A 19,934-nucleotide genomic window follows, 5' to 3' on the forward strand; every position below is an offset into this window, starting at 1 on the left:
CACCTGATCTATCCGATGCTCGACGACCGCACCTGCACGCGCCCGCCGCATCCGCATGCCGGCGAATTCATCTGGCATGCGTCCAACAACCGGTTCGGCTGGACCTCGCTGCTCGGTCACGCGCCGGGCATCGACGGCGTGTCCCCGTACGCGGCGGCCGCGCGCGCCACGCGGCTCGACGGCCTGCCGCCCACGTTCCTGTCGGTCGGCTCGCTCGACCTGTTCCTCGACGAAAATCTCGACTATGCGCAGCGCCTGCTGCGCGCGGGCGTGCCGACCGAACTGCACGTGCTGCCCGGCGGCGTACACGGATTCGACATCGTGCCCGGCGCGCGGGTCTCGGAAACGGCGCGCCGCCTCAGCCACGACGCGCTGCGCCGCTTCCTGCACGGCTGACGAAAACGACGCGGGCGGCCGAAGCCGCCCGCATCCGCGCCGATCCCAGCGGCAACGATCAGAACGCATCCCCCGGCACCCGCACCCAGCCTTCCATCAGCACGCGCGCGCTGCGGCTCATGATCGCCTTCGTGACGGTCCATTCGCCGTTCTCCCGCCGCGCTTCCGCCCCCACGCGCAGCGTGCCCGACGGATGCCCGAAGCGCACCGCATTGCGTTCGCCGCCGCCCGCCGCGAGATTGACCAGCGTGCCGGGGATCGCCGCGGCCGTGCCGATCGCGACCGCCGCCGTGCCCATCATCGCGTGGTGCAGCTTGCCCATCGACATCGCGCGCACCAGCAGGTCGACGTCGCCCGCGTTCACGCGCTTGCCGCTCGACGCGACGTAATCGGCCGGCTTCGCGACGAACGCGATCTTCGGCGTGTGCTGCCGCGTCGCGATTTCGTCGAGCGTGTCGATCAGGCCCATGCGCAGTGCGCCATGCGCGCGGATCGTCTCGAACTTCTCGAGCGCCTTCGGGTCGCCGTTGATCGCGTCCTGCAGCTCGGTGCCCGTATAGCCGATCGCTTCCGCGTCGACGAAGATCGTCGGGATGCCCGCGTTGATCATCGTCGCCTTCAGCGTGCCGATACCCGGCACGGCCAGGTCGTCGACAAGGTTGCCGGTCGGGAACATCGAGCCGCCCGCGCCTTCTTCCTCGGCGGCCGGGTCCATGAATTCGAGCTGCACTTCGGCGGCCGGGAACGTGACGCCGTCCAGTTCGAAATCGCCCGTCTCCTGCACCGCACCGTTCGTGATCGGCACATGCGCCACGATCGTCTTGCCGATGTTCGCCTGCCAGATCCGCACGGTCGCGACGCCATCGCGCGGCACGCGCGCCGGATCGACCAACCCGCCGCTGATCGCGAACGGGCCGACCGCCGCCGACAGGTTGCCGCAGTTGCCGGTCCAGTCGACGAACGCCTTATCGATCGCGACCTGACCGAACAGGTAGTCGACGTCGTGCCCCGGCCGCGTGCTCTTCGACACGATCACCGTCTTGCTGGTGGACGACGTCGCGCCGCCCATCCCGTCGATCTGCTTGCCGTACGGGTCGGGGCTGCCGATCACGCGCAGCAGCAGCGCGTCGCGCGCGGCGCCCGGCGCCTGAGCGGCGTCCGGCAGGTCCTGCAGCCGGAAGAACACGCCCTTGCTGGTGCCGCCGCGCATGTAGGTCGCGGGAATCCTGATTTGAGGAATGTGAGCCATGTTTGCGTAATCCCTGTGTGCGCCGGTCAAGCCGCCTGCGACGATTCGAGGAAGTCCTGCGCGAAACGCTGCAGCACGCCGCCCGCCTCGTAGATCGACACTTCCTCGGCCGTATCGAGCCGGCACGTCATCGGCACCTCGACGCGCTCGCCGTTCTTGCGGTGAATCACGAGCGTCAGATCGGCGCGCGGCGTGCGCTCGCCGATCACGTCGAAGGTCTCGGTGCCGTCGATGCCGAGCGTCGTCCGGTTGGTGCCCGGCTTGAACTCGAGCGGCAGCACGCCCATCCCGATCAGGTTCGTGCGGTGGATCCGCTCGAAGCCTTCGGCGGCGATCGCCTCGACGCCCGCGAGCCGCACGCCCTTCGCGGCCCAGTCGCGCGACGAGCCCTGGCCGTAGTCGGCGCCGGCGATCACGATCAGCGGCTGCTTGCGATTCATGTACGTCTCGATCGCTTCCCACATCCGCATGACCTTGCCTTCCGGCTCGACGCGCGCGAGCGAGCCCTTCTTCACCGCGCCGTCGACGATCGCCATCTCGTTGACGAGCGTCGGGTTCGCGAAGGTCGCGCGCTGCGCGGTCAGATGGTCTCCCCGGTGCGTCGCGTACGAGTTGAAGTCCTCTTCCGGCAGGCCCATCTTCGCGAGATATTCGCCGGCCGCGCTATCGAGCAGGATCGCGTTCGACGGCGACAGGTGGTCGGTCGTGATGTTGTCGCCGAGCACCGCGAGCGGGCGCATGCCCTTGAGCGTACGTTCGCCGGCCAGCGCGCCTTCCCAGTACGGCGGACGGCGGATGTACGTGCTCTGCGCGCGCCAGTCGTACAGCGGCGCCGCGCGTTCGCCCGCGTCGGCGCTGCGCGCGAACATCGGCTCGTAGACCTTGCGGAACTGCTCGGGCTTCACGCTCGACGCGACGATCGCGTCGATTTCCTCGTCGGTCGGCCAGATGTCCTTCAGCGTGACGGGCTTGCCATCCTGATCGTGGCCCAGCACGTCCTTCTCGATGTCGAAGCGGATCGTGCCGGCGATCGCATACGCGACGACGAGCGGCGGCGACGCGAGAAACGCCTGCTTCGCATACGGATGAATGCGGCCGTCGAAGTTGCGGTTGCCGGACAGCACGGCCGTCGCGTACAGGTCGCGCTCGACGATCTCCTGCTGGATCTTCGGGTCGAGCGCGCCCGACATCCCGTTGCAGGTCGTGCACGCGAACGCGACGATGCCGAAGCCGAGCTTCTCGAGCTCGGGCAGCAGGTTCGCTTCTTCGAGATACAACTCGACCGCCTTCGAGCCGGGCGCGAGCGAGCTCTTGACCCACGGCTTGCGCGTGAGGCCCTTCGCGTTCGCGTTGCGTGCGAGCAAGGCCGCAGCGATCACGTTGCGCGGGTTGCTGGTGTTCGTGCAGCTCGTGATCGCGGCGATGATCACCGCGCCGTCGGGCATCTCGCCCGGCTTCTCTTCCCACTGGCCGGCGATCCCGCGCGCGGCGAGATCGGACGTCGGCAGCCGCTTGTGCGGGTTCGACGGGCCGGCCATATTGCGCACGACGCTCGACAGGTCGAACGTCAGCGTGCGCTCGTATTGCGCGTTCGCGAGCGTATCGGCCCACAGGCCAGCCGCCTTCGCGTAGGTTTCGACGAGCTTCACCTGCTCGTCGCTGCGCCCGGTGAGGCGCAGATAGTCGATCGTCTGGCCATCGATGAAGAACATCGCGGCCGTCGCGCCGTATTCGGGCGCCATGTTCGAGATCGTCGCGCGATCGCCGAGCGTGAGGCTCGCCGCGCCTTCGCCGCGGAATTCCAGGTACGCGCCGACCACCTTTTCCTTGCGCAGGAACTCGGTCAGCGCGAGCACCACGTCGGTCGCGGTGATGCCGGGCTGACGCTTGCCGGTCAGCTCGACGCCGACGATGTCGGGCAGGCGCATCCACGACGCGCGGCCGAGCATCACGTTCTCGGCTTCGAGCCCGCCGACGCCGATCGCGATCACACCGAGCGCATCGACGTGCGGCGTGTGGCTGTCGGTGCCGACGCAGGTGTCCGGGAACGCGACGCCGTCCTGCGCCTGGATCACCGGCGACATCTTCTCGAGATTGATCTGATGCATGATGCCGTTGCCCGGCGGGATCACGTCGACGTTCTCGAACGCCTTCTTCGTCCACTCGATGAAGTGGAAGCGATCCTCGTTGCGACGATCCTCGATCGCGCGGTTCTTCGCGAACGCGTCCGGGTCGAAGCCGCCGCACTCGACGGCGAGCGAGTGATCGACGATCAGTTGCACCGGCACGACCGGGTTCACCTTCGCCGGGTCGCCGCCGCCGTCGGCGATCGCGTCGCGCAGGCCAGCGAGATCGACGAGCGCCGTCTGGCCGAGGATGTCGTGGCACACCACGCGCGCCGGGAACCACGGGAAATCGCGTTCGCGCTTGCGCTCGATGATCTGCTTCAGCGAATCGGCGAGGATCGCCGGATCGCAGCGGCGCACGAGGTTTTCGGCGAGCACGCGCGACGTGTACGGCAGCGTGTCGTAGGCGCCGGGCGCGATCGCGTCGACCGCGGCACGCGCGTCGAAATAGTCCAGCGACGTGCCGGGCAGGGGTTTGCGGTTGGCGGTATTCATGATGTGGGGCGGAATTCGGGGTAAGACGTGCCGCACGCGCCGGCCGCCCGCATCACGGGCGCCGACGTGCGCGGCCGACGATCAGCGCTTCTCGATCGGCACGAACTGCAGGTCTTCCGGACCGGTGTAGTTCGCGCTCGGACGGATGATCTTGTTGTCGATGCGCTGCTCGATGATGTGCGCGCTCCAGCCCGACGTGCGCGAGATCACGAACAGCGGCGTGAACATCGCGGTCGGCACGCCCATCATGTGATACGACACCGCGCTGAACCAGTCGAGGTTCGGGAACATCTTCTTCGCGTCCCACATCACCGATTCGAGGCGCTCCGCGATGCTGTACAGCTTGGTGTCGCCCGCTTCCTTCGACAGCTTGTGCGCGACGCCCTTGATCACCTTGTTGCGCGGATCGGAGATCGTGTAGACCGGATGGCCGAAGCCGATCACGACCTCCTTGTTCTCGACGCGGCGGCGGATGTCGGCTTCGGCGTCGTCCGGCGAGCTGTAGCGGCTCTGGATCTCGTACGCGACTTCGTTCGCGCCGCCGTGCTTCGGCCCGCGCAGCGCGCCGATCGCGCCGGTGATCGCCGAGTAGATGTCCGAGCCCGTGCCGGCGATCACGCGGCCCGTGAACGTCGACGCGTTGAATTCGTGCTCCGCGTACAGGATCAGCGACGTGTGCATCGCCTCGACCCACGACTTCGACGGCGTCTTGCCGTGCAGCAGGTGCAGGAAGTGGCCGCCGATCGAGTCGTCGTCGGTTTCCGTCTCGATGCGCTTGCCGTTGTGCGAGAAGTGATACCAGTACAGCAGCATCGAGCCGAGCGACGCCATCAGGCGGTCGGCGATGTCGCGCGCGCCCGGCAGGTTGTGGTCGTCCTTCTCCGGCAGCACGGTGCCGAGCACCGACACGCCGGTGCGCATCACGTCCATCGGGTGGGCCGACGCCGGGATCTGCTCGAGCGCGGCCTTCAGCGCGCTCGGCAGGCCGCGCAGCGCGCGCAGCTTGGTCTTGTAGGCGGCCAGTTCCGTCAGGTTCGGCAGCGTGCCGTGCACCAGCAGGTGCGCGATTTCCTCGAATTCGCACGATTCGGCGACGTCGAGAATGTCGTAGCCGCGATAGTGCAGGTCGTTGCCGGTCTTGCCGACCGTGCACAGCGCGGTGTTGCCGGCCGTCACGCCCGACAGCGCCACCGACTTCTTCGGCTTGAATGCGCCTGCGGCGGCCGGTGCTGCTGCGTCTTTCGTCTCGCTCATGTTGTCCTTCTCCAATGGGTATCGGGGGGTGCGGGCCGCGTTACTTCTTGCCCTGCGCGAACAGTTCGTCGAGCTTGCGCTCGTATTCGTGATAGCCGAGGAAGTCGTACAGCTCGGCGCGCGTCTGCATCGTCGGTACGGCCGCCTTCTGCGTGCCGTCGCGGCGCAGCGTCTCGTAGAAGTTCAGCGCGGCCTTGTTCATCGCACGATACGCGCCGCAGCAGTACAGCGCGATGTCGACGTTCGCCTCGCGCAGTTCGTCGACCGTAAACAGCGGCGTCGAGCCGAACTCGGTCAGGTTCGCGAGGATCGGCACCTTCACGGCGGCCTTGAAGCGGCGGTAGTCGTCGAGCGTCTTCATCGCTTCCGGGAAGATCATGTCCGCGCCGGCTTCGACGTATGCGACCGCGCGCTCGATCGCCGAATCGATCCCTTCCGCGGCGGCCGCGTCGGTGCGCGCCATGATCACGAACTGGTCGTCCGTGCGCGCATCGACCGCGGCCTTCACGCGATCGACCATTTCGTCGATCGGCACGACTTCCTTGCCCGGGCGGTGGCCGCAGCGCTTCTGGCCGACCTGGTCCTCGAGGTGCACGGCCGCGACGCCGGCGTTGATGAACGAGCGGACCGTGCGCGCGATGTTGAACGCGCCGCCCCAGCCGGTGTCGATGTCGACCAGCAGCGGCAGGTCGGTCGCGTTGGTGATCCGGGTCGCGTCGATCAGCACGTCTTCCATCGTGCTGATGCCGAGGTCGGGGATGCCGAGCGAGTTCGCGGCCACGCCGCCGCCCGACAGGTACACGGCCTTGAAGCCGACGGCCTGCGCCATCTTGGCCGCGTACGCGGTGATCGCGCCGACCACCTGCAGCGGCTGCTCGGCCGCGACTGCCGCGCGGAATTTCGCGCCGGCGCTCTGAAGATGCGTATTGCTCATGAACGGCCTCCTGATGGAATGCCTGATAACAGCAAGGTCCGGGCCAGCTTGCGGAACGTCGCTAACCCACTGATTCTTAAGCAAGCGCCGTGAGCGCTGCATCGCCCGTCGATTTCAATTTGGCAACTCCATGTTTCAAAAATGAAATCGTGCGCGCATAATCGGCCGTCATGGACCTCTCCTCGACCAAGCCCGTCGGCCCCGCCGACCGCACCGTGCGCCCGCGCATCTGGGCGATGGGCATCAGCCGGCTGCGCGAGCTGTTTCGCGAGATCGCCGGCGAATTCGACGAACGCGCCGACGTGCGGATCGTCACGCGCGCCTACGAAGATGCGCTGAGCGCGATCGCCGAGGCCGGCACCGCGCGGCCCGACGTGATCGTCGCGGCCGGCTCGAACGGCGGCTTCCTGAAAACGCGTGCGCAAGTGCCGGTGGTGGTGGTGTCGCCGACCGGCTTCGACGTAATGCAGGCGCTCGCCCGAGCGCGGCGCGACGCAGCGCGGATCGCGCTCGTCAGCGCCGGGGAAACGCCGCCCGAAGTGCGCCGCTTCGTCGCCGCGTACGGCCTCGACGTGCAGTTTGCGTCATATCAGTCCGCCCAGGAAGCGGAGGCCTGCGTGCACGACTTGCGCGATCGCGGCATCGAGACGATCGTCGGCCCGGGCCTCGTCACCGATCTCGCGGCCAGCGTCGGCATGGGCGCGGTATTCCTGTATTCGCATGCATCGGTGCGCAAGGCCGTCGAGACGGCGCTCGAAGTCGCGTATGCGACGCACGCCGAGGCGTTCCGCCGCCAGCGGCTCGATACCCTGCTGCAGCATCTGCGCGACGGCGTGGTCGCGCTCGACGCGCACGGCCGCGTCGAAGCGATCAACGAGCGGCTCGCGTCGGCGCTGGGGGTCGAACCCGCGGCGGCCGTCGGCCGCGCGCTCGTCGACCTGCGTCCCGAGTTGCGCACGCTACGCGGCGAGGACGGCGACGCGCTCGCGACCGTGCGTGGCGTGCGTTACGTCGTGCACCGCGGGCCGCTGGTCGATCGCGGCGTCACATCGGGCAGCGTGCTCACGTTCCAGGAATCGCGCGCGGTCGAACGACTCGATCGCGCGTTGCGTTCGCAACCGACCACGCAGCAGTTCGCCGCCCGTTACGCGCTCGACGACGTGGTCGGCGCCTCGGCGCCGATGACGCGCGTGCGCGAGCTCGTGCGCCGCTACGCGAAATCCGATGCGACCGTGCTCGTGCTCGGCGAAAGCGGCACCGGCAAGGAGATGATCGCGCAGAGCCTGCATGCGCTGTCCGCGCGGCGCAGCTATCCGTTCGTCGCGGTCAACTGCGGCGCGTTTCCGGAAGCGCTGCTCGAGAGCGAACTGTTCGGCTATGAAGAAGGCGCGTTCACCGGCGCGCGGCGCGGCGGCAAGACCGGCCTGTTCGAGGCCGCGCACCGCGGCACGCTGTTTCTCGACGAGATCGGCGAGATGCCGCCGTCGCTGCAAAGCCGGCTGCTGCGCGTGCTGCAGGAGCGCGAGGTGATTCGCCTCGGCTCGACCGAGCCGATCCGCATCGACGTGCGCGTGATCGCCGCGACGCACCGGCCGCTGCTCGCTGCCGTCGAGGCCGGCACGTTCCGCGCGGATCTCTATTACCGGCTCAACATCCTGAACATCGGCCTGCCGCCGCTGCGCGAGCGCGCGGCCGATATTCCCGCGCTCGCGGCGACACTGCTCGTGCAGGCCGCGCGGCGCGAGCCGCGGCTCACCGAACGCGTGCGCGACACCGACGACGCGCTGCGCGTGCTCGACGCGACGCAAGCGACGCTCGCGCGCTACCGCTGGCCCGGCAACGTGCGCGAACTGCAGAACGTGGTCGAGCGGATCGCGGTGGAGCTGGCGGAGGCAGTCGACGAAAGCGATCCGGGCGCCCCGTGCGCGGCGCTCGCCCCCGGCGCGCTGCATGTGATCGCGCCCGAGCTGTTCGCCGCGACGCCCGACGCGGCCGGCGCCGCCGACGACGATGCGCAGACGCTGCAGGCGCGCCGCCGTCGCGCGGAAGCCGACGAGATCCGCGCGGTGCTCGACGCATGCGGCGGCGACCGCGACCGCGCGTGCGCGATGCTCGGCATCAGCAAGACGACGCTTTGGCGGAAGTTGTCGGCGAAATAGGTGCGCGGTTCGGGCCGTCCCGTCATTCGGCCTTGTGATAGTGGCGATACGCCTTCGCGCGATTGCCGCACGACGACATCGAGCACCAGCGTCGGCTGCCGTTCTTGCTGTCGTCGATGAACAGCCACTGGCATTCGTCATTCGCACAGCGCTTGACCTTCGCGAGCCGCGCGCCGCCGAGCAGATCGATCGCCGACCACAGCACCGGGCTCAACAGCCCCGCGAGCGTCGCCCCCGACGCATCGATCCGCCACGCATAACGGCCGTCCACGCGCGCCAGCGCAACGCGCGGCGACGCCTCCGCGAGGAAACCGCCGAGCAGCGCGAGATCGTCGGGCTGCGGCTCGCGCTGCTCCGCCTGCGCATGAAACAGCCGGTATAGCGCCTCGCGCAACGCGAGCGCCCGCGCAAGCATCGCCGGCTCGTCGCCCGTCTCCTTCTCTTTCTCCTTGTCGGGCACGCGACATGCGTCGACCAGACCGGCCGGCACGCCCGCCTGTTCGCGACACCACGTCAGCAAGTCGTCCAGCCGGCCGAAGGTTTCCGTCGGCGGATCGCTGCCGCGCCAGTACAGCGTGTTCGCGAAGTCAAGGCTCAACGTCTCGGGCGGCGCCGGGATCAGGCAGTCCATCGTGACGGAAGGTTGCGTTTTGCTCATGACGCGATCGTATCTAACCACCATGCCGGTTGACAAGCATCCGAGCGATTTCTAACATAACCGGCATGGTGGTTAAAAACAGGTTTCGCTGCACCGACGCCCCTTCAATCCAAGGAGACACAGATGATCGATCGCTTTTCGTTCAGCGTTATCCACACCGTCGCCGGCCGCACGTACGAGGCGAGTACGCTCGGCGCGCTTCGCTACAAGCGGCTGGCGTGGTGCCTCTAGACAGGTTTGCCGCACTGAAGTCCTCTCTCGGTTCAAGGAGCCCACACTCATGATCGACCACCTTTCATTCGGCGTTGCCCACATCGACCGCAGCCGCACCTTCTACGACAGCGCGCTCGGCGCACTCGGCTACAAGCGTCTGTATAGCGACGACAACGCCATCGGGTACGGCACGACCGAGCCCGAGCTGTGGTTGCAGCACGCGGCCCGGCCCGTCGTCGCCGATCCCGAATCGGGGATGCACCTGTCGTTCAAGGCCGCATCGCCGGTCGAGGTCGATGCGTTCTACCGTGCCGCGCTCGCACACGGCGGCAAGGACAACGGCGGGCCCGGCAAGCGCGAGCACTACGGCCCGGGCTACTACGCGGCGTTCGTCGTCGACCCCGACGGATATCGGCTCGAAGCGCACTGCGAACTCGACAACGTCGTTTGATCCGCTTCGCACGGGCGCGGACCAACGACAAGGGCCCGATTCCGCATCGCGCGGAATCGGGCCCCTGGTTTTGGCTACATCGTCGTTCGGTACGCGCCGGTTATCGTCGGCGGTCATGCCGACGGGTCGGGCAGCATGGCCAGCGCGCGGGTGGCTACGTCCAGGAGCCGACCCGCGCCGCTCATGCGCTTATTGCGCGTCGCGCGTGCGCTGCAACTGCTCGCCGAGCCCTTCGATGCCGAGGCGCACCGTCTGGCCAGCCTTCAGGAACACCGGCGACGGCTTGACGCCCATGCCGACGCCCGGCGGCGTACCGGTCGTGATCACGTCGCCCGGCTGCAGCGTCATGCAGGTCGACAGATAGGCGACCAGCTGCGCGACGGTGAACACCATCGTGCGCGTATTGCCGTTCTGATAACGGTGGCCGTCGATTTCGAGCCACAGGTCGAGGCGCTGCGGATCGGGCACTTCGTCGCGCGTGACGAGCCACGGGCCGATCGGGCCGAACGTGTCGAAACCCTTGCCCTTGTCCCACTGGCCGCCGCGCTCGATCTGCCATTCGCGCTCGGACACGTCGTTGACGACGCAGTAGCCCGCGACGTAATCGAGCGCGCGCGCTTCGTCGACGCCCTTGCACTTCGCGCCGATCACGACACCCAGCTCCACTTCCCAGTCGGTCTTGACCGAACCCTTCGGGATATCGATGCCGTCGTTCGGGCCGCAGATCGAACTCGTCCACTTGCCGAACACGACCGGCTCCTTCGGCACCGGCATGCCGGCTTCGGCCGCGTGGTCGGCATAGTTCAGGCCGATGCCGATGAACTTGCCGACGTGACCGACGCACGCGCCGATGCGCGGCTCGCCGGACACGAGCGGCAGCGTGGCCGGATCGATGGCGCGCAGCCGCGCGAGACCGGCGTCGGACAGCACATCGCCGGCAAGATCCGGCACATGCGCGGACAGGTCGCGAATCCGGCCGGCCGCGTCGAGGATGCCAGGCTTTTCCTGGCCGGACGGGCCATAGCGAAGCAGTTTCATCGTGCTTAACCTCTGTTGTCGAATGGGACAGGATACCGGCCGACGCAGCCTTTCGCAGCCGCGCGCCGGACTGATCGTCGATCGTCGACTGCACGCGTCGGCGCCGCATGCGGCAGTCGACGCGCGAGGGTCGCGCGGGCGCAGCGATCGCGGCGCCGTACGCCAGTAGGGCGCGCATCGAACGGGCGGCCGCCGGTCTGCGCATCGGCGACGACGGCCCGGCATCCGCGACGCGTGCCGGCCCATGCCGACCGGCTGCACGCGCGGCCGCGCCGTCGCTGGCCCGCCAGCCTTTGTACCATCGGCCGCGCGCCGTGAAATGACGCGCGACGGATACCGACTATTGGTGCACCTGCCGACGCTGCGGCGCAGCACGCGCTGCACCGGCGTCCATCGATCGGCTGTCGTTCACGGCGGCGCCTGCCATCGGCACATGAATACTGGCTATTCGGGGTGCCCCTGTCATCGAAAACGTTTGACCATCCGTTCTTGTCCGGTAATGATCGGTAAAAGGACGCTGCATTGCACACCGTATGTTTATTGCTAAGCTCATACGAATGGCTTTCATCGCCATACGCGGGCCCGCCCCTATACGCGTGCAGAACCGGCCAGCGTGCGTCGCCAACCGATCGACGGTAATCCCCCAACCTCACATCGACAATGCAGACAACCAACGACCCGCTTCCCGGCTGCGACGCACGGGAATCGATGGCCGCTATCGACCGCTATCGCGCACCCGCGCTCGACAAGGGCCTCGACATTCTCGAACTCCTGTCCGAGCAGAAGGAAGGACTCACCCGCACCGAAATCACGAAGGAACTCGGCCGTAACGCGAGCGAAATCTACCGGATGCTCGAACGTCTCGTCGCGCGCCGCTACGTGATGCGTTCGACCGGCGGCGACCGCTACACGCTCAGCCTCAAGCTGTTCGCGCTTGCGCACCGGCATCCGCCGATGAACCGGCTGATCGCCGAGGCGCTGCCGCCGATGCAGCGCTTCGCGGATGCCGCCGAACAGTCTTGCCACCTGTCCGTCTACGATCGCGGCAACATGCTCGTGATCGCGCAGGTGGACGGGCCTGGCCCATGGGGCGTATCGGTGCGACTCGGCTCGCGCGTCGGGCTCGCCGATACCGCGTCGGGGCGCATGCTGCTGGCGTTCCAGGGCCCCGAGCAACGCGCGCACATGCTGGCCGAGCATCGCAAGGTCAAGGGTGAAGCACCGCTGAACGAGCAGGAACTCGCGAATGCGTGCCAGTCGATCCGGCAGTCCGGCTACCTGCGTCAGGACAGCCGCCAGGCGTACGGCGTGACCGACCTGACCGTGCCGATCCTCGGGCCGGCCGGCCATGCGATCGCGGTGCTGACGTGCCCGTACATGCGGCGGATCGACGCGCACATGGCGCCGTCCGTCGACGTGGTCGTCGACGCGCTGCGCGACACGGCCGCCCATCTGTCGATGTGCCGCACCGAGGCCTGCTGACGCGCGGGTTTCCCGGCAAAGCGCGCCAGGCACCGCGCAGCGGCACCGACTCCGGTTGCGCGCAACGCCCGCGGTGGCCGATGCGCGATGTCGCATCGGCTACCCGCGGCGCTACGCTAGAATAGCGGCCCTCTCAAAAACTACGGCGGCCGGTTGTCGCGGCCGTCGTGTCCGATGGATGTCATGGCCAAACTTCTGAACGATCAAGAATTCCAGCGTTTCTCCGAACTTCAGCAGAAGCAGGCAAGCTTCACGATCACGCCCGAGGAAGCGGACGAGCTGCGCGACATCGTCGCGCGCGCGCAGAAGAAGCGCGACGATCGTGCCGCCGCAATGCAGGCGATCGAGAACTACATCGAGCAGTTCGACATCACGCCTGACGAACTCTTCTCGCCCGAACAGATCGGCGACGCGGCGCGTACCTACGGGCTCATCACGGCGACCAAGAAGGAACGCACGCTGCCGCCGTCGATCACGTTCAACGGCAAGCCGTACCAGTGGACCAAGACGCTTCCGGACGACGTGCGCGGCGCACTGTTCGACGCGTTCACGTCCGGCGAGTCGGTCAAGCGCTTCATCGCGATGCCGAAAGACACCGCGCGCTGTGCACTCACGATCGCCCGCCTCGAGCGCGAAACCGGTGCCGTCTATGCCGATCCGCACCTCGAGGAACTCGCGATTTCGCGCGACCAGGTGAACGACGCGGCGTCGAAACTCGCTGCGTGAATGTAATCACGGGCACGGTTCCTGCGTGCCCGTACCCCCGCGTGACGCCGGCATTGGCCGGCGCCGCCCCCGCGGGAGCCGTGCATTCGCATGCTCCCGAAAAAGCTCACCTCAGCATCCCGCAAGCGCTCACCACAGCCTCCCGTAAAAGCTCACCCAAGGCTCCCGGAGACGCTCACTGACGCCTCCCGAATGTCCTCACCGATCGCTCCCGCAAGTGCTCACCGGGGCGTCCCGGAAAGGCTCACCGCCCTCTCCCGCAGGTGCTCACCGGCCGTTCCCGGGAAGGCTCACCGAAGGCTCCCGTATCGGCTCACCACGCTGTCCCGGAAAAGCTCACTCGCCGCTCCCGAAAAGTCTCACCTTGATGACGGCTTCGAATTTGCAAGGCCGGAATATGGCCACGCACGTGTGCAAGTACATCGCTGGAAACGGCTACCGAGGGTGAACGCAGGATGAATATCGGCAGCACGTGACGAGCATCGCAGGACATCGCGCGCTTCGCGGTATCGCTGCGATCAACGGGTTCGACACGTTCGCAAGCGCTTCACGCGGGAGGCTGGCTCAAACGCTTTGCATTCCTGAGTTAACTTCCGACATGGCGAAACGTCGGGACGCATTGCTGCCATGCGCTACCCTCGAGCATCGAACCACAGGGTGACGCCTACGGCTGCAACTTCATCCTGAAACCCACGACGCCCGGCTCCTCCGTCGTCGACACCGCAAACCCGCATGATTTCGCGAGCGAGATCATCGCCGAATTCTCGCGCAGCGCCTCGCCGACCATCCAGGCGGTGCCGCGCGAGCGGGCGTAGTCGATGATGCGGGTCATCATCAGCCGGCCGAGCCCCTTGCCCTTTTGATCGGGCCGTACCGCGATCGCGAACTCCGCCGTCTCGTTGTCGGGATCGGCAACCGCACGCGCCACCGCGAGCGTATGGTCGCGCCCCGACACATCAGTAAACGATACGATGAAAGCCATCTCGCGGTCGTAGTCGATCTGGGTCATGCGCGCCACCTGTGAATGATCGAAGCTGCGCACCGCGCCGAAGAAACGCATCCGCAGATCTTCCGGCGTCATCGCACCGAGCAGTTCGTTGTGTGCGGCCTCGTCCTCCGGACGGATCGGACGGATCGTCACCGTCTCGCCACGCCACTCGAGTGTCTGCTCGAGGTGTCGCGGATACGGCATGATCGCGAGCCGGCTGCGCCCCGAGGCGAGCGTGATGCGCGGCGCGATCACCCATGCGCGGTCGGACAGCACGCGCAGCGTGACCGACATCGCCACCACTTCCCGCACGTCGCAGACGACCTGCGACAGCGCGGTCAGCGCGTCGAGCGTCGGCTCGACGGGCGTGCTGCGCGCATACGGCGAGCGCTCCATCACCGCGCGGGCGAGCACGGTGTTCAGCGGCGGCAGGCCGTAGACGACGAACGGCGCCGATACGCCGTCCGCAGGCGGCACGGCATAGCGAAACACCGGACCGAAATTCGAATCGTCGTACATGTCGACCGTGATATCGACGACCTTCTTGCCGGCCGGTTCGTTGGACTGCTCGCCCTGCAGACCGAAATGGGACAGCCAGCGCAGCGCGGCTTCACCGGCCAGTTCATGCTGACCGGCTTCGACCATGCGGCGCGCGTCGGTCTGGGCGGACGCCACGCACTCGGCCGGCTGCGGCGGGGTGCCCTCAGGTGTCTGCATCAGCAGTTGGCGCCCGAGGTTGTAGTCGACGAGACGCGCATACGCACGTGCGAGCCGCTGCGGCGTCGTGTGCACCGGAATGCCGTTCGCGTGCAGCGCATCGCGCGTCGCCGCGTCGACCGCGCCGAAGAAACACGCGAGGATGCCGCGATGCGCGTACTGCCGCGAGTCGATCAACGTGCGCGCGACCGAATCGGCCGGCGCGCTGTGCGAAGTGGAATGGACGACGAACAGCGTACCCGTCTGCGGAAACGGGGCGAGCGCCTTGATCGCCGCCGCAAAGTGCTCGGGGTGTGCATCATCGCCCAGCGTGAGCGGATTGCCGGGCGCCGCGAGATGCGGCAGCGCGGCCGCGACGGCCGACGTTGCGGCAGGCGACCAGTCGGTCAGCACGTCACGCACCTCGGCCACCGCATCGACCGCGAGTTTCGCCACGCCCGCGTCGCTCGTCACGAGCGTCGCCGCCCCTCGCGCGGTGACGCGGCCGACGCCGAGCGTCTCGATTTCGTCGAGCAGATCGTCGAGCGCATCGACGCGCACCATGCCCGCGCGCTGGAATGCCGCCGTGTAGAGCGCGTCGCCAGGATCGGCACGGCCGGTGCGCAGCGCGAGCACCGGCTTGTTGCGTGCCGCCGCGCGCGCCGCCGACATGAACTTGCGCGCCGCGCGCACGGTATCGAGCTCGAGCAGGATCGCGCGTGTGCCGGGATCGCTCGCCAGATAGTCGAGGACGTCGCCCGCATCGACGTCGGATTCGCTGCCGAGCGCGACGACATGCGAAAAGCCGAGGCCCCGCGCATCGGCCCAGCCCAGCACCGCGTTCGTCAACGCATTCGATTGCGACACCCACGCGACGCCGCCCGATCGCGCCGTGTAGGCAGGCGCGCCGAAGTGCGCATGCCGCGCGGGCGACAACACGCCCAGGCTGCCGGGCCCGACGATACGGAGCACGAACGGCTTCGCCGCCTTCAGCATGCGATCGACCGCGGCGCGATCGGCATCCGTGCGCGCCTCGCCGACGATCACCGCGACGCGCGCGCCCAGCTCACCGAGCTTGCGCACGATGCCGGCCCAGGTCGCGGGCGGCGTGCAGATCACGGCAACCGACGGCGGCGCGGGCAACCGGTCGACGTCGGAAACGACCGCATGCCCGTCCAGCTCGCGATATTTCGGATTCACGGGCCACACGGGCCCCTGGAACGCGCCGTCGAGCACACGCGACCACACCATCGCACCGATACTGCCCGCGCGCGACGACGCGCCGACGACCGCAACGGACTTGGGCTGGAACAACGCATCGAGATGGCGAACGGTCACATCGGCTCCCTGCGGTGACGAAAGACGACACGATCGGCATGCGGCCGGCGGGCCGCGCGCCGATCGACGCGAACCCCAAGCATAGGCGAAGCGCCTGCGACTGCCTATATGCCGATCGGCCGACTATTCGACGGACGTCAACGCTCGCACCATGGACTGCAACACACGCAGCCCGGCATCACGACGCCGCATGCACGATGCACGCAATGCGGCACGACGCTGCTGCCGCTTTCTCAAAGGTGAGGATTTACAGGAGCCATGGTGAGTATCTTCGGGAATCGCACGACACACCGCGCCAACACGCGAAAGGTGATGAAAATCGGCATCATGCATGCACCGCGAAAATCGCGAATGCCAATGCGTGGGCGTTACGTCATTACACGCTTGTTTACGGAAATTCCCCGCAATATGCGGCCGGATCGCAGCGAATTCGCAAAACAGGAGCCGTTAATTGCGCGACATTGCACTTCAATTCGGCGGGGAAAATCGCATGGCGGCCACACCAAAACAAAACGGTGCGAAGGCCGGAAGGCCGTTCGCACCGTCAGTCGGTACACGAAAGGTGAGGATTTTCGGGAGTCAGTCCTTGATCAGGAAACGTCCGCGATTCTTGCCGAGCCATGCCGGCGCGCGCCCGCGGCCACTCCACGTTTCGCCCGTCTTCGGGTTCAGGTACTTCGGCGGCAAGGTGCGCTTCGGCTTCGCGGTGGCAGCAGCGGTACTCGATCCCGCGGGGCGAAAACCGAGCTCTTCCGGCGTAATGTCGTATTCGTCGATTTTCGCGCGGATATGCGCAATCGCGTCGGCAATCGCCTTTTCGCGTTCCTTGTCGATCTTTTGCTGAAGCCGTTCGAGCTGCGCGCTCAGTTGCCTGTAGGTCGCCATATGGATGGGACTCCGTGAGTGTTATTCGTGAAAAACAAGTGACTCAAAGCAAACAGAAAAGCGCTTCGCCCGATCGTGGTCTCCTCAACCGGTCAGGTCGGGATCAATAACCGCTCTTCTTCTTGCATGCGAAGAGAAGATTTCGCACGGCGTCATCCGTCGATTGCTGGATCACGTCGAAATCGCCGTTGCACATGGCCCGGGCATTGTCCGTGCAATTGCTCCAGTCGTTGCCGGTGCATTGCACCTGGGTGGTCGGGCGCCCGTCCGAAGTAAACAGCGGAGCACCGCCGCCGCACCCGCCGAGCCCTGCAACCAGAGCCAACATCACGGCCGCCCGAGGCCACCGACAAACCGACGCAAGCATGTGTTTCATTGTGGTTCCCGTCAACCTTTTTTTGAATGTGGCGAGTATGCCATGGGCGGCCCTTCGACCGTCAGTCCGGCGTGCGGTCGGGTTGCCCGCGCGCCTTGTACGGCAAGCGCTTGCGCGGATCGTCGGTGATGCGAACGAAAACCTGCTCCACGTCCGGAAGCGCCTCGAATTCGCGTTGCAGCGCCTGGCGATCGAGCGTCGTATCCGCGCATCCCTCGACGTAGATGAAACGTCGCTGCACGGTGATCCACAGGCTCGTGCCGCGCAGATGATCGGAGCCCGCGAAGTGTGCCTTCGCCGCATCGGCGATCGACGCGTCATACATATAGGAGTTCGGCTTCGTGCAGCGATGCGCGAGCCAGCAGGTCGTGCCGCGTTCGGCGCGGTAGTGCGCATCGTCCGTCATCTCGGCGCGCGTCATCCACGGGCCGAGCGGCAACGGGCATTCGGCCACGTCCTGCGACAGCGCGACGAACGGATCGTTGTACCAGTTGCGCCGCGCGTCCGGCGCATCGGGCGCGTCGAGTCCTTCGATGTTGCCGGCCTGCGCGAGTGCGGCGCTCGCCAGCACCATGGTCAGCCATCCTGCGATGCCGATTCGCTTCACCGTGATCTCCTGTTCGATGCGTTACATCGGGAAGCGCCGGCCTCGCCGATCGGCCTACCGGTCGATACCGAGCGCCGCCAGTTTCTTGTACAGCGTCGCGCGGCCGATGCCGATCCGCGCAGCCGCTTCGACGACCTTTCCGTCACAGGCCGCGAGCGCATCGGTCAGGAACTGGCGCTCCCACGCCGCCAGTGCATCGGCATACGACGCAGCCGGCGCAGCGGATGCCGTCGGGGCATCGCCCGCGCGCTGCTCGGCCGGCACCGCGCCAACCCGCTGCGCCGGCGCCGCGCCGTCCGGCGAAATGCGCACCGGCCCGAGAAACGGCGCGAGCGCGCGCGCATCGATCACCGAGCGATCCGACAGCATCAGCGCGCGCTCGAGCGTATTGCGCAACTCGCGCACGTTACCGGGCCACGGATACGCGCACAGCATCCGCAGCGCATCGTCGGTCAGTTCGCAGTGCGCGGCGCGCCCATGCTGGGCGGCCAGCTCCTCGAGCGTCGCGTAGACGAGCGCCGCGATGTCGGAGGCGCGCTCGCGCAGCGGCGGCGCATGGATTGTCAGCACGTTCAGCCGGTAATAGAGATCCGCGCGAAAACGCCCAGCCGCCACCAGCGCCGGCAGGTCGGCCGACGTGGCGGCGATGATGCGCACGTCCGCGCGCACGATCCGGTTTGAACCGACCGGCTCGAACTCCTTGTCCTGCAGCACACGCAGCAGCTTGCCCTGCAACGGCAGCGGCATGTCGCCGATCTCGTCGAGAAACAGCGTGCCGCGATCGGCCAGCTCGAACTTGCCGACGCGCCCCTTGCGATCGGCGCCGGTGTACGCGCCGGGCGCCGCGCCGAAGAATTCGGTTTCGAGCAGCGTATCGGGAATCGCGGCGACGTTGACGGTCACGAGCGGCTGGAGCGCACGCGCCGACGCCGCGTGAATCGCGTGGGCGAGCAACTCCTTGCCGGTGCCCGTCTCGCCGAGCAGCAGCACCGGCGAATCGACTTGCGCCGCGCGGCGCGCCTGGCGCTTGGTCTCGAGGCTCGCAGCACTCGTGCCGACGAAGCTCGCGAACGTGTATTTCGCGCGGCGTGCCTGCGCGAGCGAGCGCTGCGTCGCGATCAGCTGCTGCTGAAGCTGCGCGTAGCGGGAAAAAATCGGCGTGAGGGTCTTCAACTGGTCGAACAGCGCGAAGCCGATCGCGCCGACCGTCTCGCCGGCCTCGTTCTTCAACGGCAGGCGCGTGACGACGAGCGGCTCGCGGCCCGTCTCCATGATGTCGAGCAGGATCGGCTGCCCGGTCGACACGACTTCCCGCATCAGGCTGTTCGGGATCACGGCCTCGCAGTCGAGGCCGACGGCCTGCTGCGGATCGGCGAAACCGAAGCGTGCCGCGTAACGCTCATTCATCCACACGACGCGCGCGTCGCGATCGACGACCACCGTGCCCGCACTCGAATCCTCGAAGGTCCGGAACAGCGACTCGGCGGCGCGCCGCAGCACGTCGCCGTAGTTGACGGGCAGGCGCGCCCAGTCGTTCATCATCGTGTCTTCGTCTCCGTATATTGTCGGCCGGATGTCTCCGGAACGAGACGGATTATCTCACTCTGGAGACACGTCGCAATCCATTGTCGGGGAAAGCCCTGCCCGATTTCGGGGGCCGACCGAACGGCCAAAACGTCTCCGGCTGGAGACGTTTTATGTAGAATCGTCAGACCTGCACCGGCGCGGGCCCGCCGGCCGCTGGCGGACCCATGTCCGGCGGCGCAATCCGGCCGATGGCACGAAACCTGCACGAACCCGAACTGGTCCGCGGCGCATCGCGCGATCGAACAACAACCAAAGCCATTCCAAGCTTTTAGGAGA

Annotated in this window: 16 protein-coding genes; 5 read left to right on the plus strand and 11 right to left on the minus strand. The window is 67.2% G+C overall.

What is annotated here, in order from left to right; genetic code table 11:
• Positions 1–396: alpha/beta hydrolase fold domain-containing protein (locus tag H3O04_RS18205; RefSeq protein ID WP_202588189.1), on the plus strand; the 396-nt coding region annotated here is incomplete at its 5' end.
• 58 nt (positions 397–454) lie between these two features.
• On the opposite strand, the gene prpF is transcribed toward H3O04_RS18205, so the two are convergent.
• The 4 genes from prpF to prpB form a co-directional block, all read right to left on the minus strand.
• Positions 455–1,645: a 2-methylaconitate cis-trans isomerase PrpF gene (gene prpF, locus H3O04_RS18210; RefSeq protein ID WP_202588190.1), complete on the minus strand. Its 1,191-nt coding sequence runs from the start codon at positions 1,643–1,645 to the stop codon at positions 455–457.
• 26 nt (positions 1,646–1,671) lie between these two features.
• Positions 1,672–4,266: a Fe/S-dependent 2-methylisocitrate dehydratase AcnD gene (acnD, locus tag H3O04_RS18215; RefSeq protein ID WP_202588191.1), complete on the minus strand. Its 2,595-nt coding sequence runs from the start codon at positions 4,264–4,266 to the stop codon at positions 1,672–1,674.
• 81 nt (positions 4,267–4,347) lie between these two features.
• Complete coding sequence (gene prpC / locus H3O04_RS18220) at positions 4,348–5,520, minus strand: bifunctional 2-methylcitrate synthase/citrate synthase (RefSeq protein WP_006480321.1); 1,173 nt, start codon at positions 5,518–5,520, stop codon at positions 4,348–4,350.
• Positions 5,521–5,560: 40 nt separating this feature from the next.
• Positions 5,561–6,454, minus strand: a complete 894-nt coding sequence (gene prpB / locus H3O04_RS18225) for a methylisocitrate lyase (protein ID WP_006480320.1) — start codon at positions 6,452–6,454, stop codon at positions 5,561–5,563.
• Positions 6,455–6,624: 170 nt separating this feature from the next.
• On the opposite strand from prpB, the gene prpR reads away from it, so the two are divergent.
• Positions 6,625–8,613 (plus strand): propionate catabolism operon regulatory protein PrpR, encoded by a 1,989-nt coding sequence (gene prpR / locus H3O04_RS18230; RefSeq protein ID WP_202588192.1) that lies wholly within the window; start codon positions 6,625–6,627, stop codon positions 8,611–8,613.
• Positions 8,614–8,635: 22 nt separating this feature from the next.
• Here prpR and H3O04_RS18235 read toward each other — a convergent pair whose 3' ends face one another.
• A complete protein-coding gene (locus H3O04_RS18235) occupies positions 8,636–9,271 on the minus strand; it encodes a CGNR zinc finger domain-containing protein (RefSeq protein WP_442862832.1) in 636 nt (211 codons plus the stop codon).
• A gap of 280 nt (positions 9,272–9,551) precedes the next feature.
• On the opposite strand from H3O04_RS18235, the gene H3O04_RS18240 reads away from it, so the two are divergent.
• Positions 9,552–9,935 carry a VOC family protein gene (locus tag H3O04_RS18240; RefSeq protein WP_078041791.1) on the plus strand — a complete coding sequence of 128 codons (384 nt, stop codon included), beginning with the start codon at positions 9,552–9,554 and terminating at the stop codon, positions 9,933–9,935.
• A gap of 189 nt (positions 9,936–10,124) precedes the next feature.
• Here H3O04_RS18240 and H3O04_RS18245 read toward each other — a convergent pair whose 3' ends face one another.
• Positions 10,125–10,973 carry an ureidoglycolate lyase gene (locus H3O04_RS18245; protein ID WP_202588193.1) on the minus strand — a complete coding sequence of 283 codons (849 nt, stop codon included), beginning with the start codon at positions 10,971–10,973 and terminating at the stop codon, positions 10,125–10,127.
• Between the two features lie 660 nt (positions 10,974–11,633).
• Here H3O04_RS18245 and H3O04_RS18250 point away from each other — a divergent pair.
• Positions 11,634–12,455 carry an IclR family transcriptional regulator gene (locus tag H3O04_RS18250; RefSeq protein ID WP_006480315.1) on the plus strand — a complete coding sequence of 274 codons (822 nt, stop codon included), beginning with the start codon at positions 11,634–11,636 and terminating at the stop codon, positions 12,453–12,455.
• 174 nt (positions 12,456–12,629) lie between these two features.
• Positions 12,630–13,181: a hypothetical protein gene (locus H3O04_RS18255; RefSeq protein ID WP_006480314.1), complete on the plus strand. Its 552-nt coding sequence runs from the start codon at positions 12,630–12,632 to the stop codon at positions 13,179–13,181.
• Between the two features lie 664 nt (positions 13,182–13,845).
• On the opposite strand, the gene H3O04_RS18260 is transcribed toward H3O04_RS18255, so the two are convergent.
• From H3O04_RS18260 to H3O04_RS18280, 5 genes are all read right to left on the minus strand, one after another.
• Positions 13,846–16,203 (minus strand): GNAT family N-acetyltransferase, encoded by a 2,358-nt coding sequence (locus tag H3O04_RS18260; protein ID WP_202588194.1) that lies wholly within the window; start codon positions 16,201–16,203, stop codon positions 13,846–13,848.
• 579 nt (positions 16,204–16,782) lie between these two features.
• Complete coding sequence (locus H3O04_RS18265) at positions 16,783–17,088, minus strand: H-NS histone family protein (RefSeq protein WP_011548903.1); 306 nt, start codon at positions 17,086–17,088, stop codon at positions 16,783–16,785.
• Positions 17,089–17,191: 103 nt separating this feature from the next.
• Positions 17,192–17,464, minus strand: a complete 273-nt coding sequence (locus H3O04_RS18270; RefSeq protein ID WP_077178597.1) for a hypothetical protein — start codon at positions 17,462–17,464, stop codon at positions 17,192–17,194.
• Between the two features lie 61 nt (positions 17,465–17,525).
• Positions 17,526–18,071 carry a BON domain-containing protein gene (locus H3O04_RS18275; protein ID WP_202588195.1) on the minus strand — a complete coding sequence of 182 codons (546 nt, stop codon included), beginning with the start codon at positions 18,069–18,071 and terminating at the stop codon, positions 17,526–17,528.
• 54 nt (positions 18,072–18,125) lie between these two features.
• Entirely contained in the window at positions 18,126–19,613 is a 1,488-nt protein-coding gene (locus H3O04_RS18280) for a sigma-54 interaction domain-containing protein (RefSeq protein WP_202588196.1), read from the minus strand.
• Between the last annotated feature and the right edge of the window lie 321 nt (positions 19,614–19,934).

This window comes from Burkholderia sp. KCJ3K979 (assembly GCF_016759955.1).
GTDB lineage: Bacteria > Pseudomonadota > Gammaproteobacteria > Burkholderiales > Burkholderiaceae > Burkholderia > Burkholderia orbicola.

Excerpts from the sequence above, each read along its gene's own strand:
- prpF (WP_202588190.1), bottom strand. The coding sequence starts at position 1,645 with ATGGCTCACATTCCTCAAATCAGGATTCCCGCGACCTACATGCGCGGC.
- acnD (WP_202588191.1), bottom strand. The coding sequence starts at position 4,266 with ATGAATACCGCCAACCGCAAACCCCTGCCCGGCACGTCGCTGGACTAT.
- prpC (WP_006480321.1), bottom strand. The coding sequence starts at position 5,520 with ATGAGCGAGACGAAAGACGCAGCAGCACCGGCCGCCGCAGGCGCATTC.
- prpB (WP_006480320.1), bottom strand. The coding sequence starts at position 6,454 with ATGAGCAATACGCATCTTCAGAGCGCCGGCGCGAAATTCCGCGCGGCA.
- prpR (WP_202588192.1), top strand. The coding sequence starts at position 6,625 with ATGGACCTCTCCTCGACCAAGCCCGTCGGCCCCGCCGACCGCACCGTG.
- H3O04_RS18235 (WP_442862832.1), bottom strand. The coding sequence starts at position 9,271 with ATGAGCAAAACGCAACCTTCCGTCACGATGGACTGCCTGATCCCGGCG.
- H3O04_RS18240 (WP_078041791.1), top strand. The coding sequence starts at position 9,552 with ATGATCGACCACCTTTCATTCGGCGTTGCCCACATCGACCGCAGCCGC.
- H3O04_RS18245 (WP_202588193.1), bottom strand. The coding sequence starts at position 10,973 with ATGAAACTGCTTCGCTATGGCCCGTCCGGCCAGGAAAAGCCTGGCATC.
- H3O04_RS18250 (WP_006480315.1), top strand. The coding sequence starts at position 11,634 with ATGCAGACAACCAACGACCCGCTTCCCGGCTGCGACGCACGGGAATCG.
- H3O04_RS18255 (WP_006480314.1), top strand. The coding sequence starts at position 12,630 with ATGGATGTCATGGCCAAACTTCTGAACGATCAAGAATTCCAGCGTTTC.
- H3O04_RS18265 (WP_011548903.1), bottom strand. The coding sequence starts at position 17,088 with ATGGCGACCTACAGGCAACTGAGCGCGCAGCTCGAACGGCTTCAGCAA.
- H3O04_RS18270 (WP_077178597.1), bottom strand. The coding sequence starts at position 17,464 with ATGAAACACATGCTTGCGTCGGTTTGTCGGTGGCCTCGGGCGGCCGTG.
- H3O04_RS18280 (WP_202588196.1), bottom strand. The coding sequence starts at position 19,613 with ATGATGAACGACTGGGCGCGCCTGCCCGTCAACTACGGCGACGTGCTG.